This window comes from Pseudonocardia cypriaca (assembly GCF_006717045.1).
In the GTDB taxonomy this organism is placed as follows: Bacteria; Actinomycetota; Actinomycetes; order Mycobacteriales; family Pseudonocardiaceae; genus Pseudonocardia; species Pseudonocardia cypriaca.
This window is the reverse complement of record NZ_VFPH01000002.1, coordinates 2,534,208-2,560,884: the sequence shown is the minus strand read 5'-3', so window position 1 is coordinate 2,560,884 and position 26,677 is coordinate 2,534,208. Positions and strand designations below refer to the sequence as shown.

24 protein-coding genes are annotated in these 26,677 nt (G+C 73.2%); 11 read left to right on the top strand and 13 right to left on the bottom strand.

The window, feature by feature from the left end:
- Positions 1-35 precede the first annotated feature (35 nt).
- Positions 36-1,400, top strand: coding sequence for a cystathionine beta-synthase (locus tag FB388_RS29805; RefSeq protein WP_142105423.1), 1,365 nt, complete (start codon positions 36-38; stop codon positions 1,398-1,400).
- 1 nt (position 1,401) lies between these two features.
- Here FB388_RS29805 and FB388_RS29800 read toward each other — a convergent pair whose 3' ends face one another.
- Genes FB388_RS29800 through FB388_RS29790 form a run of 3 tightly spaced genes read right to left on the bottom strand, consistent with a single transcriptional unit; the run spans position 1,402 to position 4,780 of the window.
- Positions 1,402-2,055 carry a response regulator gene (locus FB388_RS29800; RefSeq protein WP_142105422.1) on the bottom strand — a complete coding sequence of 218 codons (654 nt, stop codon included), beginning with the start codon at positions 2,053-2,055 and terminating at the stop codon, positions 1,402-1,404.
- The gene (locus tag FB388_RS29795; RefSeq protein ID WP_142105421.1) at positions 2,052-4,079 is read right to left on the bottom strand and encodes an ATP-binding protein; all 2,028 of its coding nucleotides are present in this window, start codon (positions 4,077-4,079) and stop codon (positions 2,052-2,054) included. The genes FB388_RS29800 and FB388_RS29795 overlap by 4 nt, the downstream gene beginning before the upstream one ends.
- Positions 4,076-4,780 (bottom strand): hypothetical protein, encoded by a 705-nt coding sequence (locus tag FB388_RS29790; protein WP_142105420.1) that lies wholly within the window; start codon positions 4,778-4,780, stop codon positions 4,076-4,078. Before FB388_RS29790 ends, FB388_RS29795 begins: the two co-directional genes overlap by 4 nt.
- A 221-nt stretch (positions 4,781-5,001) precedes the next feature.
- Here FB388_RS29790 and FB388_RS29785 point away from each other — a divergent pair, with 221 nt between their 5' ends.
- Both FB388_RS29785 and FB388_RS29780 read left to right on the top strand, forming a co-directional pair.
- Entirely contained in the window at positions 5,002-6,150 is a 1,149-nt protein-coding gene (locus FB388_RS29785) for a cystathionine gamma-synthase (RefSeq protein WP_142105419.1), read from the top strand.
- A gap of 72 nt (positions 6,151-6,222) precedes the next feature.
- Positions 6,223-6,579 (top strand): nuclear transport factor 2 family protein, encoded by a 357-nt coding sequence (locus FB388_RS29780; protein ID WP_142105418.1) that lies wholly within the window; start codon positions 6,223-6,225, stop codon positions 6,577-6,579.
- Between the two features lie 5 nt (positions 6,580-6,584).
- Here FB388_RS29780 and FB388_RS29775 read toward each other — a convergent pair whose 3' ends face one another.
- Complete coding sequence (locus tag FB388_RS29775) at positions 6,585-6,812, bottom strand: hypothetical protein (RefSeq protein WP_142105417.1); 228 nt, start codon at positions 6,810-6,812, stop codon at positions 6,585-6,587.
- A gap of 117 nt (positions 6,813-6,929) precedes the next feature.
- Between FB388_RS29775 and ilvA the strand changes: the two genes are divergently transcribed.
- The gene (ilvA, locus tag FB388_RS29770) at positions 6,930-8,162 is read left to right on the top strand and encodes a threonine ammonia-lyase (protein WP_142105416.1); all 1,233 of its coding nucleotides are present in this window, start codon (positions 6,930-6,932) and stop codon (positions 8,160-8,162) included.
- 81 nt (positions 8,163-8,243) lie between these two features.
- On the opposite strand, the gene greA is transcribed toward ilvA, so the two are convergent.
- Positions 8,244-8,738, bottom strand: a complete 495-nt coding sequence (greA, locus tag FB388_RS29765; protein WP_142105415.1) for a transcription elongation factor GreA — start codon at positions 8,736-8,738, stop codon at positions 8,244-8,246.
- A 566-nt stretch (positions 8,739-9,304) separates the two neighbouring features.
- Here greA and mca point away from each other — a divergent pair.
- From mca to FB388_RS29745, 4 genes are all read left to right on the top strand, one after another.
- The gene (mca, locus tag FB388_RS29760; RefSeq protein WP_246122500.1) at positions 9,305-10,177 is read left to right on the top strand and encodes a mycothiol conjugate amidase Mca; all 873 of its coding nucleotides are present in this window, start codon (positions 9,305-9,307) and stop codon (positions 10,175-10,177) included.
- A gap of 21 nt (positions 10,178-10,198) precedes the next feature.
- Complete coding sequence (locus FB388_RS29755) at positions 10,199-10,474, top strand: hypothetical protein (RefSeq protein ID WP_142105413.1); 276 nt, start codon at positions 10,199-10,201, stop codon at positions 10,472-10,474.
- Positions 10,475-10,486: 12 nt separating this feature from the next.
- The gene (locus FB388_RS29750) at positions 10,487-12,505 is read left to right on the top strand and encodes a thioredoxin domain-containing protein (protein ID WP_142105412.1); all 2,019 of its coding nucleotides are present in this window, start codon (positions 10,487-10,489) and stop codon (positions 12,503-12,505) included.
- 203 nt (positions 12,506-12,708) lie between these two features.
- The gene (locus FB388_RS29745) at positions 12,709-13,317 is read left to right on the top strand and encodes a hypothetical protein (protein WP_142105411.1); all 609 of its coding nucleotides are present in this window, start codon (positions 12,709-12,711) and stop codon (positions 13,315-13,317) included.
- 22 nt (positions 13,318-13,339) lie between these two features.
- Here the strand turns inward: FB388_RS29745 and FB388_RS29740 are convergent, their stop codons facing one another.
- Together FB388_RS29740 and trhA are read right to left on the bottom strand one after the other, a co-directional pair.
- On the bottom strand, positions 13,340-13,771 hold the full coding sequence (locus FB388_RS29740) for a PPOX class F420-dependent oxidoreductase (protein ID WP_142105410.1): 432 nt from the start codon (positions 13,769-13,771) through the stop codon (positions 13,340-13,342).
- Between the two features lie 40 nt (positions 13,772-13,811).
- Positions 13,812-14,435 carry a PAQR family membrane homeostasis protein TrhA gene (trhA, locus tag FB388_RS29735; protein WP_142106380.1) on the bottom strand — a complete coding sequence of 208 codons (624 nt, stop codon included), beginning with the start codon at positions 14,433-14,435 and terminating at the stop codon, positions 13,812-13,814.
- A 234-nt stretch (positions 14,436-14,669) separates the two neighbouring features.
- On the opposite strand from trhA, the gene FB388_RS29730 reads away from it, so the two are divergent.
- The gene (locus tag FB388_RS29730) at positions 14,670-15,440 is read left to right on the top strand and encodes an isoprenyl transferase (protein ID WP_170225883.1); all 771 of its coding nucleotides are present in this window, start codon (positions 14,670-14,672) and stop codon (positions 15,438-15,440) included.
- Between the two features lie 86 nt (positions 15,441-15,526).
- Here FB388_RS29730 and FB388_RS29725 read toward each other — a convergent pair whose 3' ends face one another.
- Positions 15,527-15,937: a hypothetical protein gene (locus FB388_RS29725; protein ID WP_142105409.1), complete on the bottom strand. Its 411-nt coding sequence runs from the start codon at positions 15,935-15,937 to the stop codon at positions 15,527-15,529.
- 817 nt (positions 15,938-16,754) lie between these two features.
- Here FB388_RS29725 and phoH2 point away from each other — a divergent pair.
- A complete protein-coding gene (gene phoH2 / locus FB388_RS29720; protein ID WP_211362265.1) occupies positions 16,755-18,092 on the top strand; it encodes an RNA 5'-3' helicase PhoH2 in 1,338 nt (445 codons plus the stop codon).
- A 58-nt stretch (positions 18,093-18,150) separates the two neighbouring features.
- Here the strand turns inward: phoH2 and FB388_RS29715 are convergent, their stop codons facing one another.
- Genes FB388_RS29715 through FB388_RS29705 form a run of 3 tightly spaced genes read right to left on the bottom strand, consistent with a single transcriptional unit; the run spans position 18,151 to position 21,661 of the window.
- Positions 18,151-19,590: a GuaB1 family IMP dehydrogenase-related protein gene (locus tag FB388_RS29715; protein WP_142105408.1), complete on the bottom strand. Its 1,440-nt coding sequence runs from the start codon at positions 19,588-19,590 to the stop codon at positions 18,151-18,153.
- A gap of 12 nt (positions 19,591-19,602) precedes the next feature.
- Positions 19,603-20,103: a hypothetical protein gene (locus FB388_RS29710; RefSeq protein ID WP_142105407.1), complete on the bottom strand. Its 501-nt coding sequence runs from the start codon at positions 20,101-20,103 to the stop codon at positions 19,603-19,605.
- Between the two features lie 49 nt (positions 20,104-20,152).
- Positions 20,153-21,661 carry an ATP-dependent DNA ligase gene (locus FB388_RS29705; protein ID WP_142105406.1) on the bottom strand — a complete coding sequence of 503 codons (1,509 nt, stop codon included), beginning with the start codon at positions 21,659-21,661 and terminating at the stop codon, positions 20,153-20,155.
- Positions 21,662-21,854: 193 nt separating this feature from the next.
- Here FB388_RS29705 and FB388_RS29700 point away from each other — a divergent pair, with 193 nt between their 5' ends.
- Positions 21,855-22,847: a zinc-dependent alcohol dehydrogenase family protein gene (locus tag FB388_RS29700; protein WP_142105405.1), complete on the top strand. Its 993-nt coding sequence runs from the start codon at positions 21,855-21,857 to the stop codon at positions 22,845-22,847.
- Between the two features lie 3 nt (positions 22,848-22,850).
- On the opposite strand, the gene FB388_RS29695 is transcribed toward FB388_RS29700, so the two are convergent.
- Positions 22,851-24,014, bottom strand: a complete 1,164-nt coding sequence (locus tag FB388_RS29695) for an EAL domain-containing protein (RefSeq protein WP_142105404.1) — start codon at positions 24,012-24,014, stop codon at positions 22,851-22,853.
- A 957-nt stretch (positions 24,015-24,971) separates the two neighbouring features.
- A complete protein-coding gene (locus FB388_RS29690) occupies positions 24,972-26,381 on the bottom strand; it encodes a class II fumarate hydratase (RefSeq protein WP_142105403.1) in 1,410 nt (469 codons plus the stop codon).
- Positions 26,382-26,677: the final 296 nt, after the last annotated feature.

The window sequence follows — 26,677 nt, the reverse complement described above, 5'->3', positions numbered from 1 at the left end:
TCGGCGATTCGGAGCGGGGTGCGACGATGGGCGCCATGCGTTACGTCGAGCACGTCGCCGACCTGGTCGGGAACACCCCTCTCGTCCGGCTCGGCGCGGTGGCCGAGGGCATAGCCGCACCCGTGCTGGCCAAGGTGGAGTACTTCAACCCCGGTGGCAGTGTGAAGGACCGCATCGCGCTGCGGATGGTCGAGGCGGCCGAGGCCTCCGGGGAGCTGCGGCCGGGCGGCACGATCGTCGAACCGACGTCCGGCAACACCGGCGTGGGGCTGGCGATGATCGCGCAGCGCAAGGGCTACAAGTGCGTGTTCGTCTGCCCGGACAAGGTCAGCGAGGACAAGCGCAACGTGCTGCGCGCCTACGGCGCCGAGGTCGTCGTGTGCCCGACCGCCGTGGACCCCGACCACCCGGACTCCTACTACAAGGTCTCCGACCGGCTCGTCGGCGAGATCGACGGCGCGTGGAAGCCCAACCAGTACGCCAACGAGCACAACCCGGAGTCGCACTACCACGGCACGGGCCCCGAGCTGTGGGAGCAGACCGAGGGGCGCATCACGCACTTCGTGGCGGGGATCGGCACCGGCGGCACGATCAGCGGCACCGGCCGTTACCTCAAGGAGGTGTCGGACGGCCGCGTGCAGGTGATCGGGGCCGACCCCGAGGGGTCCGTGTACAGCGGTGGCACCGGGCGCCCGTACCTGGTGGAGGGTGTCGGCGAGGACTTCTGGCCCGCCACGTACGACAAGAGCGTCTGCGACCGCATCGTCGCCGTCTCCGACGCCGACTCGTTCGAGATGACGCGGCGGCTCGCGCGGGAGGAGGCGCTGCTGGTCGGCGGCTCGTGCGGGATGGCCACGGTGGCCGCGCTGCGGGTGGCCCGGGAGCTGCCGGCCGACGCGGTCGTCGTCGTCCTGCTGCCCGACGGCGGCCGGGGCTACCTGGGCAAGGTCTTCAACGACAAGTGGATGGCGAGCTACGGCTTCCTCCCGCCCACCGAGGGCGCCACCGTCGGCGACGTGCTCCGCCGCAAGGGCGGCACCATCCCCGCCCTCGTGCACGCCCACCCGAACGAGACGGTTGCCGACGCCGTGCAGTACCTGCGGGAGTTCCACGTGTCGCAGATGCCGGTCGTGCGGGCCGAGCCGCCGGTGATGGCGGCCGAGGTGGCCGGGGCCGTGGTGGAGCGCGACCTGCTCGACGCGCTCTTCACCGGGCGCGCGCAGCTGTCGGACCGGTTGGAGAACCACATGTCGGCGCCGCTGCCGACGATCGGTGCAGGCGAGGCGCTTGACACGGCGATGAGCGCGTTCGCCGAGGCCGACGCCGCCCTGGTGCTGGTGGACGGCAAGCCGGCCGGTGTGGTGACCCGATCGGACGTGCTGGCGTTCCTCGGCAGCTGAGTCAGGGGCCGCCACCCAGGCCCGCCTCTCGTGCACGCACGATCGCCTGGGACCGGTCGGCCACCCGCAGCTTGGCGAGGATGGTCGAGAGGTGGTTGCGCACGGTCTTGTCGGAGAGCGAGAGGCGCCGGGCCACGGCGAGGTTGTCCAGCCCGCGCGCGACCAGGTCGAGCACCTCGCGCTCCCGTTCGGTGAGCTCGGGGAACGGGGTGGTCGCGCTGCGGGCCCCCGTGACGAACCCGAGCATCCGCTCCGCCACACCGGACGCGACGAGCACGTCCCCGGCCGCCACCGCCCGCACGGCGCGCTCCACCTCCGCAGGCGACGCGCTCTTCAGCACGTAGCCGCGTGCGCCCGCGCGCATCGCGGCGAAGACCGAGTCGTCGTCCTCCAGCATCGTGACGACGAGGACGCGCAGCTCGGGCCGCTCGCGCAGCACGGCGTGCGTCGCGTCGATGCCCGAAGTGCCGGCGAGGTCCAGGTCCATGATCACCACGTCGGCCGGTACCCGGCGGGCGAGCTCGACCGCCTCCGGGGCGTCGGCCGCCTCGCCGACGACGGTGAGGCCGGGGATCGAGGACAGCAGCGCGTTCATCCCGAGCCGGAACGTCGGGTGGTCGTCCACGACGAGGATGCGGATCGGCTCGCCCGTCATGCCCTGACCACCTCGTGCGCCGGCACCGACACCTCCACCAGCGTCCCGCCCTCCGGTCCCGGCCCGATCCGCGCGGCACCGCCCAGCTCGGCGGCCCGCTCGCGGACCGAGCGCAGCCCGACGCCCGGCCGATCGTCCGGGTCGATACCGACGCCGTCGTCGACGACCTGCAGCCGCACCGTTCCATCTGCACATTCGAGCCGCACGATGCAGCGGGTGGCTGCAGCGTGGCGGTGCACGTTCGTGACGGCCTCGGCGGCCACGCTGTAGAGCCCGACCGCCACGGGCGCGGCGAGCGCCGCAGCGGTGGCGGCCTCGACCTCCGCCTCCACCGCGAGCTCCGGCGAGTCGAACCGGGCCGCGAGGTCCTCGAGCGCGCTGGCCAGCCCGCGCTCCTCCAGCTGAGGGGGCAGGAAGGCCCGCGCCAGGCTGCGCACGTTCTGCACGCCGCGCTCCACCTCGGACGACAGCTCGTCGAGCAGCCGGCCCGCCGTGGCGGTGTCGCCCGTCGCGAGCAGGTTCCGAGCGCCGTGGATCCCGAGCGCCACGCCGGTCAGCACGGGGCCGAGGTGGTCGTGCACCTCGCGGCGCAGCAGCCGGCGTTCCTCGGCCCGCGCGGCCGCCATGCGCGCCCTGGTGGCCTCCAGCTCCGCCGTGAGCAGCGCGAGCCGCACCACCGCCGCCACGACGCCGGCGAGCGGCTGCAGGTCGCGTTCGGTGCGGGCGTCGAGGCGCTCGCCGCGCACGCCCCAGACCGTCAGGTCCCCGACGTGCTCACCGGCGTGCGTCAGCGGCACCGGCAGCGGCGGCCCGCCCGGACCGCCCACCGCGGCCAGCCGACGGCCGTCGTCCAACCGGATCTCCGCGCCGGCACAGCGCAGCGCCTCGACGACCGACTCGAGCACCCGCTGCACCAGCTCGGCGGGCGCCGCGCTGCCCAGCCGCAGGCCGATCCGCTCGGCGCCCGCCCCCGGCGCGGCCGACGGGCCCCTCACCAGCAGGTCGACGCGGCGCTGCAGCCATGCCCGCGCGGGCACGGCGAGGCCGGCGAGCACCGCAGCGGCGAGGACGCCACCCGTGCCGGTGCCGACCGGCAACACCGTGGTCGCGACGAACACGATCAGCAGGTACGCGGCGGCCGACCCCGCGGTGAGCAGGGCCCACACCAGTGCTCGGCTGACGGCGAGGTCGATGCCCCACAGCTGCTGGCGCAGCACCACCACGAGGATCGCCGCCGGGAAGAACGCCTGCGCCGCGAGCTGGACCGCGGGCACGATCCCCGGTTCCACCAACGCGATCACGAGCGGCAGCGGGAGTGCGAGCGGCACGAACGACACCGTCATCAGCCCGGAGCCCAGGGCGAGCCAGCCCAGACCGCGCCGCGCCTCGGCCGAGCCGCGCAGCCAGCGCACGGTTGCGTCCGCGGTGGCGAGCGCACCGAGTACCACCACGACGCCCATCTGGAGCGGGAGCGAGCCCGCCACGGACGCCGGCCCGGCCGGTATGTCGACCACCGGTATCCCGTCCGGCACGAGCAGCCTCGCGGCGGTGATCACGACGCACGCCGCGGCACCCACCCACACCGCGACCCGTGCGACGGGGGACGGGCTGCCATCGCGCACGAGCCACGGCACGACGACGATCAGGCCGACCGTGCCCGGTACCCACGCCACCGAGGTCAGCGACGCCACCGCATCGGCCCCCGGCAACGGGAGTCCCTGCACCGTGGCCCGGGAGTATGCGGCGGCGAAGGCGGCCACGCCGTCGCCGATCGCCGCCAGTGCGACCCACCACGCCACCGCCACCGCGCGCCGGGCGAGCAGCACGCGGGCCACCAGCCCGTACACGACGGCGACGACGACGTCGACCAGGAAGAACAGCGCCTCGCCGCCCTCGTACAACTCGCTCCACGGGAGCGCGAGCACGGCCAGCGCGGCGAGCAACCACGCGACGACGGCCACGGCCACGGCGGCGACCGGGCTCCGTCTGATCGCCTCCGCGCCGCTCGGGGAGGCTGCCGTCACGCCCCCATCGTCGCAGCCCGCGCACCGCGGGTGGCCAGGTAGGTCACGCCCGCGATGACGAGCCAGATCGCGCCGACGTACCCGGCCAGGTACTGCAGCGGCGCCATCGCAAGGCCGCCGACCAGCACCGTGAAGACGATGCTCACGACCCCGAGCCAGCGCGGTGCGGCTCCGTGGCGCAGCGCGCCGTGTGCGACGGCCGAGACGGTCAGCGCGAGCCCACCCCACACCCAGGGCAGCGTGTCCATCATGCGCATCAGCGACGCGGTGATGTCCGGGTCGCTCTCAGCGGCGTGCATGAGTGCGAAGAACACCTCGGTGGCCGGTCCGGACCCCACCAGGCACAGCGCAGCGACCAGCAGGGTCCCGGCAGCTGCCACGTCGGGCACCAGGCTGCCCGCCGGGCACTGCGCGGCGAGCGTCCGGCGCAGGCCGGCCCCGAAGACGACGACCGCGAACGCCGCGACCACGAACAAGGCCAGCACCGCGGCGATCATGCCCGGTCCCTGCACCACGTAGCCGTCGACCAGCAGTGCGGCGTCGACGTTCACCGCCGGGTCCACCGGGGCGAGCCGCGCCTGCACCTCCATGCCGGCGAACCCGGCCACCCCGGCCACCACGCCCGCCGCGGCCCAACCCCGCCCCGGTCCCCGGACGGTCCTGCGGTCGCCCGGGATCGCCTCGATCGGTTCGGTCTGCATGTCCACTCCTCTGGCCGGCCGGGCCCGTCGCCCGGCGGTCGGGGGGAGGCTCTGCCGCCCGGTGTCCCGGGTACCAGGGAGTGGGGTCCCGTCGACCCGGGCCGAAGTTCAGGAAAGCCACGTTCCTGAACCTGGAGGACAGGAACGTGGCGTTCCTGAACCGATCAGCTCGGCCGGCGGCCGGCGAGTTCCCGCCGCTCCCCGGCGCGTAACGTGACCCCATGCGCGGCTTCTCGACCAACGCGATTCACGCAGGCCAGGAACCGGACCCCAGCACGGGGGACGTGATCACCCCGATCCACGTGTCGTCGACCTTCGCCCAGGACGGCGTGGGCGGCCTGCGATCGGGCTACGAGTACTCGCGCAGTGCCAACCCCACCCGCACCGCGCTGCAGGAGTGCCTGGCGGCGCTGGAGGGCGGCCGGCACGCGGTCGCGTTCGGCTCCGGGATGGGCGCCTCGGACGTGCTGATGCGGGTGCTGCTCAAGCCGGGCGACCACGTCGTCATCCCGCACGACGCGTACGGCGGCACGTTCCGGCTGGTCGACAAGGTGCTGGCGCTGTGGGGCGTGGAGTACACGCCCGTCGACCTCGCTGACATCGGTGCGCTGCGCGCGGCCCTGCGGCCCACCACGCGCGTCGTGTGGTGCGAGACGCCGACCAACCCGCTGCTCGGGATCGCCGACATCGCCGCCGTCGCGGACGTCAGCCGGACGGCGGGCGCACGCCTCGTCGTCGACAACACGTTCGCGTCGCCGTACCTGCAGCAGCCGCTCGCCCTCGGCGCCGACGTGGTGCTGCACTCCACCACCAAGTACGTCGGCGGGCACTCCGACGTGGTCGGCGGCGCACTCGTCACCGGCGACGACGAGCTCGCCGATGCGATCCGCTTCACGCAGAACTCCGTCGGCTCGGTGCCCGGGCCGTTCGACGCGTGGCTCACGCTGCGCGGGGTGAAGACCCTCGCGGTGCGGATGGAGCGCCACAGCGACAACGCCGAGCGGATCGCCGAGCTGCTGGCCGCCCACCCGGCCGTCACGCGCGTGTACTACCCCGGCCTCGCCGAGCACCCCGGTCACGAGATCGCGGCCAAGCAGATGCGCCGCTTCGGCGGGATGGTGTCGTTCACCGTGGCAGGCGGCCGGGACGCGGCGCTGCGCGTGTGCGCGGCCACCGAGATCTTCACGCTCGCCGAGTCGCTCGGCGGCGTCGAGTCGCTCATCGAGCACCCCGGGGCCATGACGCACGCCTCGGTGGCGGGTTCGGCGCTGGAGGTGCCGGACGACCTGGTGCGCCTCTCGGTGGGAATCGAGGACGTCGAGGATCTCGCGGAGGACCTCCGGCAGGCCCTGAGCGCTGCCGATCGATGATTTCTCCCCGTTCCGCGGGTCTGTCGTCGGTGGGTACCCGCCCGATCGGAACGAGCCGAGGGAGAACCATCCGTGAGTGCGAACCGCACCCCCGCCGCCGTGGCGTCCGCGTTCGTCGAGGCGTTCGGACGCCGTGACATGGCGGCCGTCGCCGGCTACCTCGCCGACGACGTCGTATTCGAGAGCCCTCGTACCACGTTGACCGGCGCGCAGCCGGTGCTCGCGGCGATGGCGGAGTTCGCGCAGGTCGTGGCCGGGGTGTCGATCGTCGCCGTCGTCGGTGACGATGAGCGCGCCATGATCATGTACGAGATGGCGACCGGGCCGTTCGGCACCCTGCGCGCCGTCGACCACCTCGTCGTCGAGGACGGCTTGATCGTCTCCGACACCCTGGTGTTCGACACCTACGAGGTGCGGAAGGCCTCCTAGGCCGGTCAGCCCTTGGCCGGGGCGGAGCCCGCGGCGGGCAGCGGGGCCACCGGTGCCGGCTCGGGCACCACGATGTCGCCGGGCGCGATGCAACCGCCGACGAGCTGGTAGCCGCCCGCCACCAGCTCGTAGCGTCCGGGGTCGTCGCATCCCGCACTCTTGACCGTGACCACCGCGATCGCGGTGAGCACCGCGGCCACGAGCAGCGGAGCGATGGCCCGCAGCCGTGTCATCCCGACCTCCCCAGCAGTGGCGGCCCCTACGGCGCGCCACTCCTCGCCTCCCGAGGTTACCGGGAGGGCGCTCGTGGTGCCGCGACGGTGGTCGCCGGCTGGTGCGAGGATGCCCGCATGGGCCCCGCCGATACGCGCGTTCCCCCGGTCGGGGTCGACGACGTCCGAGCGGCGCGTCGGTTGCTCGCCGGCGTCGTGTCGGCCACGCCCGTGGCGGGCTCCCGCGCGCTGTCCGAGCTGTGCGGCGGGCCGGTGTGGCTCAAGTGCGAGAACCTCCAGCGGACCGGTTCGTTCAAGATCCGCGGGGCCTACACGAGGATCGCCCGCCTGGACGCGGAGGAGCGGGCCCGCGGGGTCGTCGCCGCGAGCGCCGGCAACCACGCGCAGGGTGTGGCGCTCGCCGCGCAGATGCTCGGCATCAAGGCCACCGTCTTCATGCCCGAGCGGGCCGCGATCCCGAAGGTCGGCGCCACCCGCGGCTACGGCGCCGAGGTCCACCTGGTCGGCGAGACGATCGACGGCAGCATCGAGGCCGCCACCGACTTCGCTGCGCGCACCGGCGCGGTGTTCGTGCACCCCTTCGACCACCCGGACGTGATCGCCGGGCAGGGCACGGTCGGCCTCGAGGTGCTGGAGCAGGTGCCGGACGTCCGCACCGTCGTCGTCTGCACGGGAGGCGGCGGGCTGGTCGGCGGGATCGCCGCGGCCGTCAAGGGGCAGCGACCGGAGATCACCGTGGTGGGAGTGCAGGCCGAAGGCGCCGCCGCATGGCCGCCGTCGCTCGCCGCCGGTGAGCCGCGCGCGCTCCCCAGCATGCGCACCGTGGCCGACGGCATCGCGGTCGGCCGGCCCGGCGAGGTGACGTTCCCGCAGGTCGCCGCGCTCGTCGACGAGATCGTGACGGTGGGGGAGGACGCGCTCTCCCGCGCCCTGCTGCACTGCCTGGAACGCGCGAAGCTCCTCGTGGAGCCCGCGGGAGCGGCGGCGGTGGCGGCGCTGCTGGAACACCCGAAGCGCTTCGCGACGCCCGCCGTGGCCGTGCTCTCGGGCGGGAACGTCGACCCGCTGGTCCTCCTGCACGTGATCGAGCACGGCATGGCGGCCGCGGCCCGCTACCTGTCACTCCGGGTGCGCGTGGGCGACCGGCCCGGAGCGCTGGCGGAGCTGCTCGCGCTCGTGGGATCCCACGGGGCCAACGTGCTCGACGTGTCCCACTCCCGGATCGCGGGCGCCCTCCCGCTCGGCGACGTGGAGGTGGCGCTGTCGATGGAGACCCGAGGCCCCGAGCACTGCGCCGAACTGGTGGACGCGCTGCACGCCGCCGGCCACGCCGTGGTGGAGAGCGTCTGATCGACCCGCCGTCCGGCGGCTCACCCCGGAACGCCGCCGGCCCGCGAGCGGAGCGTGTCCACTCGCGGGCCGGAGGGGTGGTCAGGCGCGGAACGGCTCCGCGGAGACCAGCGTGACCTGCATGCTGCCGCCGTCGGGCAGCTGGTAGCTGCGGGTGTCGCCCGGGTGGGCTCCCAGGAGCGCCCCGCCGAGCGGGCTGTTGGGCGACACGACCTCGAGGTCGGCCCGGCTGCCCTCCTCGCGGGAGCCGAGGAGCACGGTCTCGGTGTCGTCGTCGCCCTCGTAGCGGATCTTCAGCACCATTCCGGGAGCGGCCGTGTCGGAGTCGGTGGGGGCGATGCCGACCTTGGCGGTGCGCAGCAGCTCCTGCAGCTGGCGGATGCGGGCCTCCTGCTGGCCCTGCTCCTCGCGTGCGGCGTGGTAGCCGCCGTTCTCCTTGAGGTCGCCCTCCTCGCGGCGGGCGTTGATCTCGGCTGCAATGACCGGGCGGTTGGCGATCAGCTCATCGAGTTCCTGCTTGAGCCGGTCGTAGGCATCCTGGGTCAGCCAGGTCGCCTGGGTATCCGTCACGGTCATCACTCCTCCAGCCTGTCGGGGTCCATGTGACTCACGGACCACTTCGCCCGCGGCCACGACCGCCCGCGAGGGCGGCCCGGTTCGAGGGCGGCAAAGCCCCGAGTAAGGAAAAACACGACCCGCCTGCGGGCCGTGTGGGTTCCACGGTAACACGGGGCCTGCCGCTCGTCGCAGCCTTTCGACGAACGGTTGGGTACCCGATGAAGTTCCCGAGGGGTACATAGCTGCTGGTCAAGCCGCTGCACGTGCACCTGCGCGCACAGCGCCCTGCGCCGATCGGCCGCAGGAAGGCCGCTCATCGTAGCGATCTCGCGCGGGGGACGCGAGCGTTGCGACGGTCGGGATGCCTCCTCCCGCAGGTGAGAGCGGCCGAACACGGAGCGTGACCACCAGGCAGGGAAGGGGCGGGACCCTGGCCGCGTTGCAAGAACTGTCGGGCGTGTCTGGAACCATCGACATCCCCGATCATCCATGGCATCGGCCCGTCCACCCGGGCCCGAGTTGGAAGGAACGCGGCCGTTCCCATGTCCTCGATCCACCCGAGCAGCGCCGGGCCCTTGCGACTCATGACGGTGCACGCGCACCCCGACGACGAGTCGAGCAAGGGCGCGGCCACCACGGCGCGCTACGTCGCCGAAGGCCACGAGGTCATGGTCGTCACGTGCACCGGAGGCGAGGCCGGCAGCATCCTCAACCCGGCCATGGACCGGCCCGAAGTGCTGGACAACATGGCCGAGATCCGCCGCGCCGAGATGGCGAGGGCCGCCGAGATCCTCGGCGTGCAGCACCGGTGGCTCGGCTTCGTCGACTCCGGGCTGCCGGAGGGCGACCCCAAGCCGCCGCTGCCCGAGGGTTGCTTCGCCACGCAGCCCCTCGACGTCGCCACCGAGCGCCTCGTGCGGGTGGTCCGCGAGTTCCGGCCGCACGTGCTCGTCACCTACGACGAGAACGGTGGCTACCCCCACCCCGACCACATCCGTTGCCACGAGATCTCGGTGGCCGCCTTCGACGCGGCGGGCGACCCCGACCGCTTCCCCGAGTCGGGTGAGCCGTGGCAGCCGCTCAAGCTGTACTACTCCCACGGGTTCTCCAAGAGGCGCATGGTGGCGTTCCACGAGGCGCTGCTGGCCCGCGGGCTCGAGTCGCCCTACGAGGAGTGGCTGAAGAACTGGCCGGCCGACCGGGCCGACCCCGCCGACCGCGTCACCACCCGGGTGCGGTGTGCCGACTGGTTCGAGACCCGCGACAAGGCGCTGCTCGCCCACGAGACCCAGATCGACCCCACGAGCCGGTGGTTCTTCGTGCCGCTGGAGATCCAGCGCGAGATCTGGCCCACCGAGGACTACGAGCTCGTCCGCAGCTTCGTCGACTCGCCCACTCCCGAGGACGACCTGTTCGCCGGCATCCGCTCGCCCGTGGCGGTGCGGCCGGCGGTCTGAGAGGCGCGTACCGTTTGCCGGGTGAGTCCGTTGCTGGTCGAGGCAGTTCCAGCCGCCGCGGCACAGATCGCCGTGCCGGTGCAGAACCCCGCCCCGCCGCCGGGGAAGGGTGAGGAGTTCGGCAAGGCGTCGCCGGTCGCGCTCGTCGTCATCCTCTCGCTGGCGCTGGTCACGATCCTGCTGATCCGGGGGATGAGCAAGCGCATCCGCCGCCTGCCCGCGAGCTTCGACACCCCGCAGGAGAAGGGCGAGAAGGAGAAGGCGGGCGGCGAACCAGCGAACGGCGACACCGCCTGACAGGCTGAAAGCATGCCGAACCGCCTGGCCTCGGCCACCAGTCCGTACCTGCTCCAGCACGCCGACAACCCCATCGACTGGTGGGAGTGGTCGGACGAGGCGTTCGCCGAGGCCGCGCGCCGGGACGTGCCGGTGCTGCTCTCGGTCGGTTACGCCGCGTGCCACTGGTGCCACGTGATGGCGCACGAGTCGTTCGAGGACCCGGCCACGGCCGAGCAGGTCAACGGCGACTTCGTCGCGATCAAGGTGGACCGCGAGGAACGACCGGACATCGACGCCGTCTACATGTCGGCGACGCAGGCCTTGACCGGTCAGGGTGGCTGGCCGATGACGTGCTTCCTCACCCCGGCCGGGGAGCCGTTCCACTGCGGCACCTACTACCCGCCCACCCCGCGGGGCGGGCTGCCCGGCTTCCGCCAGCTCCTCGATGCCGTCACCACCGCGTGGCGGGAGGACGGTGCCCGCCTGCGCGGAGCCGCCGGTGAGATCGCGGCACGGCTCGCCGACAGCGCGGCCGCGGTGCTGCCGTCGGCGGGGATCGACCCCGACCTGCTCGACCGGGCCGCCGCAACCCTCGAAGGGCAGTTCGACCCGCGATCGGGCGGATTCGGCGGCGCGCCCAAGTTCCCGCCGTCGATGGCGCTGGAGTTCCTGCTGCGGCGGCACGAGCGCGTGGGCGGCGACGAGGTGCCGGCCGGCGTCGCGGTGACGTGCGAGCGGATGGCCCGCGGCGGGATGTACGACCAGCTCGCGGGCGGGTTCTCCCGCTACAGCGTCGACGCGGGCTGGGTGGTGCCGCACTTCGAGAAGATGCTCTACGACAACGCCCTGCTGCTGCGCGTGTACGCGCACCTCGCGCGGGTGTCCCAGGACCCGCTCCCGCGGCGGATCGCCGAGGAGACGGCGGCATTCCTGCTGCGCGACCTGCGCACGGCGGAGGGCGGGTTCGCCTCCGCCCTCGACGCCGACACCGAGGGCGTCGAGGGCCTCACCTACGCCTGGACCCCCGAGCAGCTGCGCGACGTGCTCGGTGACGAGGACGGGAAGTGGGCGGCCGCGCTGCTCACCGTCACCGAGACCGGGACGTTCGAGCACGGCTCGTCCACCCTGCAGCTGCTCGCCGACCCGGACGATCCGACCCGCTGGGAGCGGGTGCGCTCCGCGCTGCTGGCGGCCAGGGCGCAGCGGCCGCAGCCCGCCCGCGACGACAAGGTCGTCACGTCCTGGAACGGCATGGCGATCCTCGCGCTCGCCGAGGCCGGGGCCGCCCTCGTGCGCCCCGACTGGGTGGCCGCCGCGGGTGAGGCCGCCGACCTGCTGCTGCGGCTGCACCTGGTGGACGGGCGGCTGCGGCGCTCGTCGCGCGACGGCACGGTGGGTGCGGCAGCGGGCGTCCTCGAGGACCACGGCTGCCTCGCCGACGGCCTGCTCGCGCTGCACCAGGCCACCGGCGAGCCGCGCTGGCTGGACGCCGCCACCGACCTGCTCGACACGGCGCTCGCGCACTTCGCCGACACGGATCAGCCGGGCTCGTTCTTCGACACCGCCGACGACGCCGAGGCGCTGCTCCACCGGCCCCGCGACGTCACGGACAACGCCTCGCCGTGCGGGGCGTCGTCGCTCGCGTCCGCCCTGCTGACGGCATCGGTGCTCGTGGCGGAGCCGGACCGGTACCGGACAGCTGCTGAAGCGGCCCTGCGTTCCGCGGGCTTCGTGGCGGAGAACCACCCGCGGTTCGCCGGCCACTGGCTCACGGCGGCGGAGGCGATGGTGCGCGGCCCGCTGCAGGTCGCGGTGGTCGGAGCGGACGGCGACCCGGCCCGGGACGAGCTGCTCGCCCATGCCCGCCTGCTGGCCCCCGGCGGCACGGTCGTCGTGCCGGGACGCCCGGACGCCCCGGGTGTCCCCCTCCTCGCCGACCGCCCCCTCGTCGACGGCGCGCCGGCCGCCTACGTCTGCCGCGGTTTCGTCTGCGACCGCCCGGCCACCACGTCGGAGGAGCTCACCGCGAGCCTCCTCCTGCGCCCCTGACGACTGCACCCACAGCGCAACTCGCGCGCACCCACACCGCGACTCGCGGGCGTTCGGCCCCTACCCCGCGAGTCGCGCTCTGGGTGTACGCGAGTCGCGGTCCGCTCGCGCCCGTTCGCCTGCTGAGAACACCTCTGCGCAGGGCCTGTTGCGGTGTAATCTCGTAAGCATCGAGGTCGGAGGTAGGGATGATGAGCGGACGGATGCATCGCGGGTGGCCCGGCGGGCGGGGGCGCGGGCCGGGGCGGGGTGGTTGGCAGCAGGCCGACCTGCCCGGCGCCGACGACGCGGCGGCGTGGCTCCAGGGCCGGCTGCCCGACGGGTGGTTCACGGGCACTCCCGAGGTCACGGTCGATCGGGAGGAGATCGTCGTCGTCGGGGAGCTGCCGCCGGTCGAGGGCGACTTCCCGGACACCGAGGCAGGCCGGGCTGATCGGGCGGCGGCCGTGGCCGGCCGGATCTCGCGGTTCCGCGAGACCACCCGGGAGGAGCGCATCGAGATCGCGCGCCAGGCCGAGCACCGCTACCAGCGGAAGGTGGCGTGGGGTGCCCGCATCGGCGACACCGAGGAGCTGTTCACGGTGGCCTCGGTGCCGGTGATGACGCGGCTGCGTCAGCCGGAGCGCATCGTGCTCGACACGCTCGTCGACTCCGGCGTCGCGCGCTCCCGATCGGACGCGCTGGCCTGGGCGGTGAAGCTGGTCGGCCAGCACGCCGACGAGTGGCTGAGCGAGCTGCGGGACGCGATGGCGCGGGTGGACGAGCTGCGGAGCAAGGGTCCGACCAGCGGCAGTGGCAGCGGTAGCGCCTGAGCCTGATCCGGGTGGGCCTGCGTCAGCGGATCTTCTGGCCGTACACGCGCTCGACGTGCAAGGCCAGGAGCACCCGCCGGTCGGCGACCATCACCGCGCGGTACTCGTCCCAGTCGGGGTGCTCGCCCGCGGCCGACCGGTAGTAGCCGACGAGGGCCTCCACCTCGGGCCCGTGCGGGTCGGTGCCGGGCCCGATCAGCTCGGCCGTGCCGTCGGCGGTCGCCCACTCCCAACCGTCGGCGCTGGTCACCTCGAGCGCGGTGCGCGGGTCGCGCCGGAGGTTGGTCGTCTTCGCCCGGCCCTCCGTGATCGAGACGTAGATGATCCCCGCGTCCCGGTCGTAGTACGGGGTGACGGGGGAGAGCTGCGGCCGGCCGTCGGCGCGGAGGGTGGCGAGCACGCCGATCCGGCTCGCGGCGAGCAGCTCGTGCGGATCGAAGTCGGTGGCGGTCATGCCCCGGCCAACCGCGGTGTGGCGGTCTGCATTCCGCCGGTCAGAACAGGATGAGCCAGATCGCGACGTGGTGGCAGATGGCGGCGACCACCGTGGCGGCGTGGAAGAACTCGTGGAATCCGAACGTGGCGGGCCACGGGTTCGGTCGGCGCGTCGCGTAGAACACCGCGCCGACGGTGTAGAGCAGGCCGCCCGTCAGGATCAGCACCAGCGCCGCCACGCCACCGCCGACGAGGATCGCGGGGATGACGAAGACGGCGACCCAGCCGAGGGCGATGTAGATCGGGACGCCGATCCACGCGGGCGCATTCGGCCAGGCCGTCTTCAGCACGACACCGGCGAGCGCGCCCACCCACACGACGGTGAGCACCGTGCGGGCGGTGGCCGGGTCCATGGCGAGGGCCGCCACGGGGGTGTAGGTGCCTGCGATGAACAGGAAGATCATCGAATGGTCGAGCCTGCGCATCACGGCCCGGCTGCGCGGGGTGCGCCACGTGCGCCGGTGGTAGAGCGCACTCACGCCGAAGAGGCCGAGCGTGGTGACTGCGTACACCGTGGCGGCGAGCGCGGCGGCCGTTCCGACCAGGGCCGCCGACACGGCGATCATGGTGGCGCCCGCCGCGACCGAGACGGTGAACGACCAGAAGTGCAGCCAGCCACGCATCCGGGGCTTGAGCAGCGGCCCGCCCGGGGATGGCGAGCCCACGGTTCCGGTGGTCACCCACCCGAGGTTACGGGAGCAGCGGCGCCGTCGAGGTGTCCTGTGCGTGAACGCACCTGCTCCTCGCTCGGCCTCGCTGCGCTCGCCCGGCGCTTCGCGCAGGCGCTGTGACACGGATCCGCTCGCAAGCTCGCTCCTCTGCTAGCGGTCGACGGGCCGGGCGTACGCTGTTCCGCCGTGGGTGTCCGCGACCTGCTGTACTCGGTGTACGAGCGCAAGCTGAGCCGAGAGCTGGCCGGTTCGGCCGCCCGGCCCCGGCACGTGGCGGTGATGCTCGACGGCAACCGTCGCTGGGCGCGGGACGCGGGGTTCGTCGACGTCAACGACGGGCACCGGGTCGGTGCCGCGAAGATCGCAGACCTGCTCGCGTGGTGCGAGGAGGCGGGCGTCCAGGTCGTGACGCTGTGGCTGCTGTCCACCGACAACCTCAAGCGCCCTCCCGGGGAGCTCGAGCCGCTCCTGGAGATCATCACCGACGTCGTCGACGAGCTCTCCGGGCCCGCAGCACGCTGGCGGCTGCGCGTGGTGGGTGCCCTCGAGCTGCTGCCGGGCGACATGGCCGACAAGCTCTCCACCGCGGCGGCGCGCACGCAGGGGCGGCCGGGGCTCGAGCTCAACGTCGCGGTCGGGTACGGGGGCCGGCAGGAGATCGCCGACGCCGTGCGCAAGCTGCTGCTGCAGCACGCGGAGTCGGGTACCTCGATCGAGGAGCTCGCCGAGGTGCTGGACGTCGATCACATCGCCGCCAACCTGTACACCTCGGGCCAGCCCGATCCCGACCTGGTCATCCGCACGTCCGGCGAGCAGCGGCTGTCCGGCTTCCTGCTCTGGCAGTCCGCACACTCGGAGTTCTGGTTCTGCGAGGCCTACTGGCCCGAGTTCCGCCGCGTCGACTTCCTGCGCGCGCTGCGCGACTACGCGGCCCGGCATCGCCGATTCGGCTCCTGAAATCAGCGAGTGAAATCAGATCACGGCAACACGAAAACGGCGCCGGACCCGAAGGCCCGGCGCCGCTGTCGCGCTAGATCCGAAGATCAGTCGTCGATCTCGGCGCTGTCGCCGGTGTCGGCGGCGGCGGTGCAGGAGTCGTCGATCGTGTTGTCGCCGTCGGAGTCGGCGTCCGTGTCGGCGTCGCCCAGCAGGCCGAGGCCGAGCGCACCGGTCAGGTCGGCGAGCACGTGGGTGTCGTTCAGCGGCACCTGGACACCCAGAACGTTGATCGGCACCTGGTTGTCGCAGACGTTGACCGGAACGGCGATGTTGTTGCCGGCCACGTTGATCAGGCCCTCGTTCGACTGGTCAACGGCGTTGACGTCCTCGACCTTGCTCTTGCCGTGGTGCCCGTGACCGTTGTGGTCATCCTTGTCGCCAGCGAAGGCGAGCGGGCTCACCGCGAGCAGACCGGCAGCGGCCGCAGCCACGACAATTCCAGCCTTCTTCAGCACAGTTCATCTCCTGTTGAGTGTCCGGAGTCGACCGGAGCCGATCCCATTCAGAGTCAGCGTTTATGACCGGGGAGCCCTCGCTGACTGAGGAAAAAGCTAGCGGGCCGCGCCGGGTCAGAACAAACTACCTACCACTATCGGATGAATCGAATACTCTCCGTTTGGTTACGCCCTCTTTCGGGGGTGCCGGGCGTCGGCCCCGAGCCCTGCTTCGGTGCTTGATCGACACGTGCCGTGAGGGGTAATCACTCGAATGCGTGCGTATCCTTTTCGATGGAGACGGAGCGTGTTCGCGCCTCTCGAAGGCCCATTCCGGCCTTCTTGCGCCGCAGTCATCGGATCGCCCCGCCGGCCGCCCGGGGGCACGAGCGCCAGGGGTGCCGGGAGGTCTCGCCGCGCGCGGCCGAACGGGTCAGGCCGCCCACACGCGCCACGACGGGCGGTGTCTGCGGAGCGATGAACGGTAGTCCGTTCTGTTAATTCTCGGTTCGCTGTCGAAGGACAACACAGCGTTGCTGTTGACCGCACCCGGGTGACCGCCGGTAGCGTTCACGTTGGCGGTTCGTACCCGATGCGGACCGTCGGGGAGGCCCTGGTCGTGGTGGCTGTTGCACCAGTGAGGGCCGGCACCCGGCCCTCGTGGGCGTGTTCGGCGACGAGCTCCAGGTCGTCGGAAGCGTCCGAGCCAGGGCCGACCGGCCCACCGGTGACGTGGACGCGGTGCCGTGTCCACCAGGGAGCACTCGTCGGCCGCTCGTCCGGGCCCGGCACCACGGGCACGGGTGGCGGTCGTAGCGAGCGCTAGCGAGGAGCCTCCGTGACCGACCGTCGTACTGCCCCCGCTTCGCCCACCACCCGCTGCTACGTGCTCGACACCTCCGTACTGCTGTCCGACCCGTGGTCGCTGACCCGGTTCGACGAGCACGAGGTAGTCCTGCCGCTCGTGGTGATCTCCGAACTCGAGGGCAAGCGGCACCACCCGGAACTGGGGTGGTTCGCCCGCACGGCGTTGCGCATGCTCGACGAGCTGCGCATCGAACACGGCCGCCTGGACGCGCCGGTGCCGATCGGCACCGCAGGCGGAACCCTGCACGTCGAGCTCAACCACACCGACCCGGAGGTGCTCCCCGCTGGCTTTCGCACCGACTCCAACGACAGCCGGATCCTGGCCTGCGCCCTGAACCTCGCCGCCGAGCGGAAGGTCGAAGGGCGCGGCGAGGTGGTGCTGGTGAGCAAGGACATGCCGCTCCGGGTGAAGGCCGCCGCCGTCGGGCTGCAGGCCGACGAGTACCACGCCCTCGACGTGGTGCCATCGGGGTGGACGGGCATGGCGGACCTGGAGGTCGCGTCCGAGGACGTCGACGCGCTCTTCCGCGACGGCGTGATCGACCACGACGCCGCCCGCGAGCTGCCTGCCAACACCGGGCTGCGGCTGGTCGGCGGATCGTCGGCGGCGCTGGGACGCGTCACCGCGGACAAGCGGGTGAGGCTGATCCGCGGCGATCGCGAGGCGTTCGGCCTGCACGGTCGCTCCGCGGAACAGCGCATCGCGCTCGACCTGCTGCTCGACCCCGAGGTGGGCATCGTCTCCCTCGGCGGCCGGGCCGGCACCGGCAAGTCCGCGCTCGCGCTGTGCGCGGGCCTGGAGGCGGTGATGGAGCGCCAGCAGCACCGGAAGGTCGTCGTGTTCCGGCCGCTGTACGCCGTCGGCGGGCAGGATCTCGGCTACCTGCCCGGCAGCGAGAGCGAGAAGATGGCCCCCTGGGCCCAGGCCGTCTTCGACACCCTCAGCGCGCTGGTCAGCCCGAACGTGCTCGAGGAGGTCATCGCCCGCGGCATGCTCGAGGTGCTCCCGCTCACGCACATCCGCGGGCGCTCCCTGCACGACGCGTTCGTGATCGTCGACGAGGCGCAGTCGCTGGAGCGGAACGTGCTCCTCACCGTGCTCTCGCGGCTCGGCACCGCGTCCCGCGTGGTGCTCACGCACGACGTGGCGCAGCGCGACAACCTGCGCGTCGGTCGCCACGACGGCATCGCCGCCGTGATCGAGGCGCTGAAGGGCCACCCGCTCTTCGCCCACGTCACGCTCACCCGCAGCGAGCGCAGCCCGATCGCGGCGCTGGTGACGGAGATGCTGGAGGGGCCGGCGGCGTAGCAATCCGACGAACGGCGCGCTGGTCGGATAGGTTCCGACGAGCGCGCCGTTCGTCGGTTCAGAGGCCGTGCGGCGTTCCCTCGGCGAAGCCGGCCGTCGTCTGGACGCCCACCACCGCGCGCTCGTGCAGCTCGTCGAGGGTCCGGGCGCCCGTGTAGGTGCAGGCCGAGCGGACGCCGGAGCAGATCTCGTCGAGCACGTCCTCCACCCCGGGGCGGACCGGGTCGAGCAGCTGGCGCGAGCTGGAGATGCCCTCTTCGAACAGGGCCTTGCGGGCGCGGTCGAACGTGCTCTCGTCCCGGGTGCGGGCGCTCACGGCCCGCTTCGACGCCATGCCGAACGACTCCTTGTACGGGCGCCCGCTCTCGTCGCGCTGCAGGTCGCCCGGCGACTCGTAGGTGCCGGCCAGCCAGGAACCGATCATCACGGCGGACGCGCCCGCCGCCAACGCCAACGCCACGTCACGCGGGTGGCGCACCCCGCCGTCCGCCCAGATCCGCACGCCAAGCTCCCGGCCCGCTGCCGAGCACTCCAGCACCGCGGAGAACTGCGGACGGCCGACGCCGGTCATCATCCGCGTGGTGCACATCGCGCCGGGCCCGACGCCCACCTTGACGATGTCGGCGCCCGCGGCTGCCAGGTCGCGCACCCCCTCCGCGGTGACGACGTTGCCCGCCGCGACCGGCACGGCCGAGCCGGTGTCGGACACGGCCTTCCGGACCGCGCGCAGCGCGTCGAGCATCTTGTCCTGGTGACCGTGCGCGGTGTCGACGACGAGCACGTCGACGCCCGCCTCCAGCAGGGCCTTCGCCTTGACACCCACGTCGCCGTTGATCCCCACCGCGGCGGCGGTGCGCAGCCGGCCCGCGCCGTCGAGCGTGGGCCGGTAGAGCTCCGCCCGGAGCGCGCCGAGCCCGGTGAGCAGGCCCGCGAGGCGGCCGTCCGAGTCGAGCCCGAGCGCCACCCGGCGGGACCCGAGCGCCTCGAACACCTCGCGCGGGGGCGTGTCGAGCGGGAGCGTGAGCGGACCGGGGTCGAGCACGTCGCGGAGCCGGGTGAAGCGGTCGACCCCGCTGCAGGCTGCCTCGTCGACGGTGCCGACCGGCCGGCCGCCCTGGTCCACCACGACGACCGCGCCGTGCGCCCGCTTGGGAAGCAGGTTGAGCGCGTCGGCAACGGCGTCCTCAGGCGTGAGCACCAGCGGGGTGTCCCACACCGGGTGCCGTGACTTGATCCACGCGACGATCTCGGCCACCGCCTCGGGTGCCACGTCCTGCGGCAGCACGGTGAGGCCGCCGCGGCGGGCGAGGGTCTCGGCCATCCGGCGCCCGGCGACCGCCGTCATGTTCGCGGCGACAACCGGGACCGTGGCTCCGCTGCCGTCGGCGGTGGTGAGGTCGACGTCGAAGCGGGAGGCCACCGACGACCGGCCCGGGACGAGGAAGACGTCGTCGTAGGTGAGGTCGTGGTTGGGGTCTTGCCCGTCGAGGAAGCGCACGAGACGACGAGTCTACGCGCGTGCCGACCAGTTCGTGACCTCCTCCGGAGAACGGGGGAGCGGCCGGACCTCGTGCACCCACCCGGCACGCAACACAGGCAGGCACACCTGCACGAGCTCGCCCTGGATCGCGGTGGGGACGTCCCACCCGCTCGGATCGGCGGGGCCGTCGAACAGGGCGAACAGGTAGTCGCACCACGCGCCGTACCCGGTGACGTGGGTCAGCCGTTCCGGCGCTGCGAACTCGACGGTGGCGTAGCCGTCCCAGAGGGGCTCGCCGACGAGCATGAGCGCGTCCTGGACGGTGACGCCGCCCCCGCCGCCCCACGCCCAGACCGGCGGACGGCCTGCCGTGGCCACGCCCGCCCGCTCCATGGCGGCGACCATCTCGCGGTACGCGACCAGGATCGCATCGCCGGTGCTGGACGGCACGTGCTCCCACGAGCCGACGAGCTCGCCCCCGGCCTCGAGCACGCCGACCCGTTCGAGCGGCTGGAACGTCCACAGGAGCACGGCTCGCCACCCTCGTGGATCGCCTCGACGACCGGCAAGCCGTTTCGGATCAGTCGCGCAGCAGCGCCCGGACCGCGTCGATCGTGTCGGCCTCCGCGGGCGTCTTGTCCGGCCGGTAGCGCAGCACGCGGGCGAACCGCAGCGCGACGCCGCCGGGGTAGCGCGGGCTGCGCTGCACGCCGTCGAGCTCGATCTCGACCACCAGCTCGGGACGCAGCAGCACCTCGTGGCCGCGTTCTTCCCGTGCGAGCGCCGGGAACGTGGCCGTCTGCCAGGCGAGCAGCTCGTCGGTCATGCCCTTGAACGTCTTGCCGACCATGATCGGCTCGCCGCCGTCCGGGTCGCGCGCGCCGAGGTGGATGTTGGAGAGGGATCCGGTGCGGCGGCCGTAGCCCCACTCGGCGCCGAGCACGACGAGGTCGAGCGTGTGGACCGGCTTGACCTTCTGCCACGCCCGGCCACGCCGGCCCGCCGCGTACGGGGCCGTGAGCGACTTGACCATGACGCCCTCGTGCCCCGCTTCGAGGGCGCGTTCGAGCAGGTCGGCAGCCTCCTCCGCGGTCGGCCGTACGGCCCCTGGCATGCGATGGGCACCCGCGGCCCGCTCCAGCGCGTCGAGCCGGACGTGCAGCGGCTCGTCGAGCAGGTCGGCGCCGTCGAGGTGGAGGCAGTCGAAGAAGAACGGCTGCAGCAGAAGCTCGCCCGCGGCCGCACCGAAGCGGCTCATCGTCTCCTGGAAGGGGCGTGGCCTGCCGTCGTCGCGCAGCGCGAGCGTCTCGCCGTCGAGCACCACCGACCGGCAGGGCAGGGAGCGCACCACCTCGACCAGCTCCGGGACGCTCGACGTGATCTCCCGCAGCGTGCGCGTCCAGACCCGCACCACGTCGCCGTCGCGGTGGACCTGGACGCGCGCGCCGTCGAGCTTGAACTCGACGCTCGCTTCGGGCGCGAGCTCGGCGAGTGCGGTGTCGAGCGTGTCGGCGGGGGAGGCCAGCATCGGCCGGACCGGCCTGCCCACCTGCAGCGAAACCGCTTCGAGGCCTGCGACGCCCTCCGTGAGCGCGAGCCGGGCGGTGGCCGGGAGCTGCCCGGAGAGCATGAACGCCCTCCGCGCCACCGCGGCCGGGACCTCGGCTGCCGCGGCGATCGCCTCCAGCATCACGCCCTCCAGGGCGCCCTGGCGCAGCTCCCCGGTGAGCAGCCGGCGCAGGAAGGCCTGCTCGTCGGCGGTGGCGGCGCCGAACAGCTCGCCGAGCAGCGCGGCACGGCGGGCCGTGGAGCCTGCGCCGGTGGTGGCCGCCAGCTCGTCGAGGGTCTGCTCGACCGCCGCGACCTCCAGCGTGGGCCGCTGCGCCGGGCGGGCATCGATGCCGGCGAGGGTGCGCCAGCCCGTGCCCAGCCGGCTCTGCCGCGGCTCGCCGGCCAGCCACGCGGTGGCGGGCTCGATTTCGTCGCCGTCGGCGCGGCGCAGCAGCGCGGCCAGCGCGGCCGTCTTCGCCGTGCGGGCGCGCGTGGCCCCGACAGCGGCGGAGGTGGCGACGACGTCGGTGAGCAGCACCGATACATCCTGACAGCGGGCACCGACATCCGGCGTCCGCATCCAGACCCCGACTCACCTGCACCCAGACCGCGACTCGCGTGCACTCAGACCGCGACTCGCGGAGGTCGGGCGCGCCTTGTGTCCGCGAGTCGCGGTCTGGGTGCGTCCGAGTCGCGCTCTGGGTGTGCTCGTTCGGCGCCAGGATGATGGGGTGCGCGCGTGGGTGGTGGAGCGGCCGGGGCCGGTCGCGCAGGGGCCGTTGCAGGCCGTGACGTTGCCCGATCCCGAGCCGGGCCCGGGGGAGGTGCGGGTTCGCGTGACGGCGTGCGGGGTGTGCCGCACAGACCTGCACCTGGCCGAGGGTGACCTGGCGCCGCGGCGGCCGCGGACCGTGCCTGGGCACGAGGTCGTCGGCGTGGTCGACGCGATCGGCCCGGGTTCCGAGCGGTTCGCGCCGGGGGAGCGGATCGGGATCGCCTGGCTGCGCGGTACGTGCGGGCGGTGCCGCTGGTGCCGGACCGGTCGGGAGAACCTCTGCCCCTCCGCGGTCTTCACCGGCTGGGACGCCGACGGCGGCTACGCCGAGCACGCCGTGGTGCCGGAGGCGTTCGCCTACCGGCTGCCCGACGCGCTCGACGACGTGACGGCCGCGCCGCTGCTGTGCGCCGGGATCGTCGGCTACCGGGCGCTGCTGCGGGCCGAGGTGCCGCCGGGCGGGCGGTTGGGGATCTACGGCTTCGGGGCGTCGGCGCACGTCGTCGCGCAGGTGGCGGTCGCCCAGGGCGCCACGGTGCACGTGGTCACGCGCTCGGCCGAGGCGCAGGAGCTCGCCCGAGAGCTGGGAGCGGCGTCTGCCGGTTCGAATGTCCCACCGGAGCTGCTGGACTCGGCGATCCTCTTCGCGCCGGTCGGCGACCTCGTCCCGGTTGCGCTGCGCGCGCTCGACCAGGGCGGCACGCTCGCCGTCGCCGGGATCCACCTCACGGACGTGCCGCGTCTCGTCTACGCCGACGAGTTGTTCCGGGAGAAGCAGCTGCGCAGCGTCACCGCGAACACCCGCGCCGACGGCGAGGAGTTCCTCCGGCTGGCCGCGGCGCTGCGCGTGCGGCCGACCGTGTCGCCACGGCCGCTCACCGAGGCCGACCGGGTCCTCGCCGACCTCGCGGGCGACCGGATCACCGGCGCCGCCGTCCTCGTGCCCTGAAGGTCAGGCGGCGACCGTCGCCTCCTGCAGCAGATCGGTGACGCGGACGATGCCGCTGCAGGCACCGGCGTCGTCGAGCAGGACGATGTCGTCGTAGCTGCGCTCGCGGTCGCCACCGAGGCAGAACTGCAGGGCGGTGCGGACGTCGGTGCGGGCGGGGAGGGTGCGCGGCGGCTCCGCGAGCGTCTGCGCAGGTCGGTTGGCGTAGAGCGCCCTCCCGAACGGCCCCGAGATCGCGAGCATGAACCGGTTGCGGTCGAGGAACCCGGTCGGGCGGCCCGCGGCGTCGAGCAGGACCACGCTGCCGGCCTGCGGGTGATCGGCGAGCGCCTGCCGCACGCTCTCGGCCGGCACGTCGTCCCACAGGGTGACCGCGGCCTGGCCGAGGCCCGCCACCGGTGCGGCCCGGGCCGCCGTCCGCTGCGCGGGAACGGCCGGACGCCTGCGGGGCATCAGGTCGGCGGGCAGGAGGATGCCCTCGGTGGACGGGCGCCTGCGCGGCTCGGCGAGCAGCGAGCCCTGGGCCCAGGTGATCCCGAGGTCCCGTACCGCGGCGAGCTGCTCCGGCGTGCTCACGCCGGTGGCGGCGACCCGCACGCCGACCTCCCGGCACACCTCGACCAGTGCCTTCGCCACCGTGCGGGCCAGCGGCTGGTACGGCAGGCGGGCCACCAGGTCGCGGTCGAGCTTGACGAGATCGGGTGCCAGGTCGGCGACCGTGTCGAGGCCGAAGCCACGGGCCGGGCCGTCCAGACCGATCCCGAAACCGGCGGCACGCAGCTCGGCCACACCCTCGGTGAGCGCGGCAGCGGGCGCGGCCGAGAGCGCCGGGCTGATCTCCAGCAGGATCGGGGGCACGGGGTGGGGCCCGCTCCGGGACACGAGCGAGGCGCGCACCTGTGCGATCCGCCGCCGCGCGTTCACCACCGTGTCGGCGAGCACGTCGACGTGCAGCGGCACGGTGGCGTCGTAGTCGGCCCCGTGCAGGACGGACGCGATCGCGATGCCCGAGTCGAACTCGGCGAGCTGGCGGGTGCCCCACACGGCGTTGCGTGCGACGTGTTCGACCTGGTCCCGCGCCTGGCAACGCAGCACCTCCAGGCCGACCGGCCGGCCGTTGGTGAGGTTCAGGAGCGGCTCGAACGCGAAACGACCGTGGTCACCCATCGTGCATGCACTTCCCTTCAGCCCGCCCGGGGATGCAATCACGAACGGCTGCGGGGAGTGGTGAACGCTGAGTGAAACCTCACGGTTCGTAGCCAGGTTCTCCCCTGTTCGGAGCAGTCGAGGGTGTCCCGCGATCAGCCAGATCGAGAGCCAGGAGGGCGCTGCTCGCCGGCCCGCAGGGCCACTGCCCACTGCGCATCCCGCACGCGGTGCACCGTCAGTCCGTGCCCAGCTCAAGGTCTCCTGGCTCAAGGTTGCCCTTCTCTAGGGCCTCCTGGCGGCGCCGCGCACTGTGCGGGGCCGCCCCTCACAGCTCAAGGGCGCTGCGCGTCGCTTCGCGATCGCTGGCGCGACCCTTGACCTGCGAGCCTCTGCGACCCCTTTCAGGCCCGCTTCGCGGGCAGGCCCAAGGGCCTGCCCTCCTGGGCGCGCGGCGCCGTCAGGAGGCCGGTGTCGGGCATCTGGTTGCCTTCGCGCACCGGGTATGTGCTCGCGCATCCCTTGTCGGTCCACACAACCGGTCGACGGGCCGCGCGGCCCGAGAACGTGTGCGTGAACCTTGCGGATTACTCCCGAGAAGTACGTGACGGCCTCGCCCGCGGCCCTGGTGTGCTCCTCGCGCCGATCAGGGTCGCCGCGACCTGGCTCCCACCCCATGATCGGCGGTTCGGCGCGTTCCCGGCTGGTTATCGCCGTTTTCGCACCGAAGCCGTGATCATGATGGTGAGGCCGGCCTTCGGTGGCGCCGCGCGCAGGAAGGGGCTGGCCTGTGGCCTGCCCGCGAAGCGGGCCATCAGGGGCCGCAGAGGCTCACGGGTCAAGGGTCGCGGTAGCGATCGCGGAGCGCCCTTGAGGCGTGAGGGGCGGCCCCGCATGATGCGCGGCGCCACCGAAGGCCTGGCGGGGAGGTTGCCTGGACGGGTTTGGTGCCACCGAAGCGTCCTGAGCGCGTCGGAACTACCCCGCTGACCTGCCCCCGCGCGCCATCGCCAGCACGTCGAGTGCGGCGTCGAGCTGCTCCATCGTGAGCTTGCCGTCGTCGACGTGCCCGCGCTCGAGCACGACCTCGCGGATCGTCTTGCGCTCCTTGAGCGACTGCTTCGCGATCGAGGCCGCCTCCTCGTAGCCGATGTACCGGTTGAGCGGGGTGACGATCGACGGTGAGGACTCGGCGAGCTCGCGGGTGCGTTCCAGGTCGGCTTCGGTGCCGTCGACGACCTTGTCGGCGAGTACCCGCGCCGCTGCCGCGAGGAGCCGGGCCGACTCGAGCAGGTTGCGCGCCATGACCGGCATCATCACGTTCAGCTCGAGGTTGCCCTGCGATCCCGCGAACGCGACCGTGGCGTCGTTGCCGATGACCTGGGTGGCCACCATCATCGTGGCCTCGCAGATCACCGGGTTGACCTTGCCCGGCATGATCGAGCTGCCCGGCTGCAGGTCGGGCAGGCGCAGCTCGGCGAGGCCGGTGCGCGGGCCGGAGCCGAGCCAGCGGATGTCGTTGGCGACCTTGAACAGGGATACGGCCACGGTCCGCAGGGCGCCGGAGGCCTCGACGAGCCCGTCGCGTGCGCCCTGGGCCTCGATGTGGTCCTCGGCCTCGGTGAGCTCCTGCAGGCCGGTGGCGGTGCGCAGCTCCTCGACCACCCGCCGGGCGAACTCTTCGGGCGCGTTCAGCCCGGTACCGACCGCGGTGCCGCCGATCGGGAGCTGCGCCAGCCGGGGCAGCACGTCGCGGACCCGGTTGGCGCCGTACTCCATCTGCGTCGCCCAGCCGCCCGCCTCCTGGCCCAGCGTGATCGGCACGGCGTCCATGAGGTGCGTGCGCCCGGCCTTGACGACGTCCGCCCAGTCCTCGGCGCGGCGGCGCAGCGCGGCGGCCAGGTGCTCCAGCGCGGGGACGACGTCGTTCAGCAGCGCCTCGGTGGCGGCGACGTGGATCGTGGTCGGGAAGACGTCGTTGGACGACTGCGACGCGTTGACGTGGTCGTTCGGGTGCACCTCGACGCCGGCACGGGCGGCGATCGACGCGATCACCTCGTTGGCGTTCATGTTGGAGCTGGTGCCCGAGCCCGTCTGGAACACGTCGACCGGGAAGTGCTCGTCGTGCATTCCGGCTGCGACCTCGTCGGCCGCGGCGGCGATCGCGTCGGCCAGCTCGGGCGAGAGCACGCCGATCTGCTTGTTCACCCGCGCGGCGGCACCCTTGACCAGGCCGAGAGCGCGGATCTGGGCGCGTTCGAGGCCGCGCCCGGAGATCGGGAAGTTCTCGACGGCGCGCTGGGTCTGCGCGCGCCACAGTGCGTCGACGGGCACCTTGACCTCGCCCATCGTGTCGTGCTCGATCCGGAACCCGTCGTCGGTGGACATGTGCCCAGTCTCGTCCCACCCCGTGCCGGAGTGCATCAGGAGGTGGCGGCGCCCACCCCGCCCGGGTACGCAGATGTGCGTATCCCGCCCCCGGCCCGGAGCCGCAACGATCGGTGCATGCCGTTCTCCCGCTCCCGCCCCCGCGAGCGGCCCGGTCCGGGGGCCGGGAGCGGGTTCTCCGAACGCGAGAAGACTGCGCGTGACGGGCCCGGCACCGCGCCGCCCGGAGCGTGCTGCGCACGGGCGGCGCCGCGGTGCTGGTGTCCGCTGGCCCTGCGGTCCGGTCCTCCGCGCGG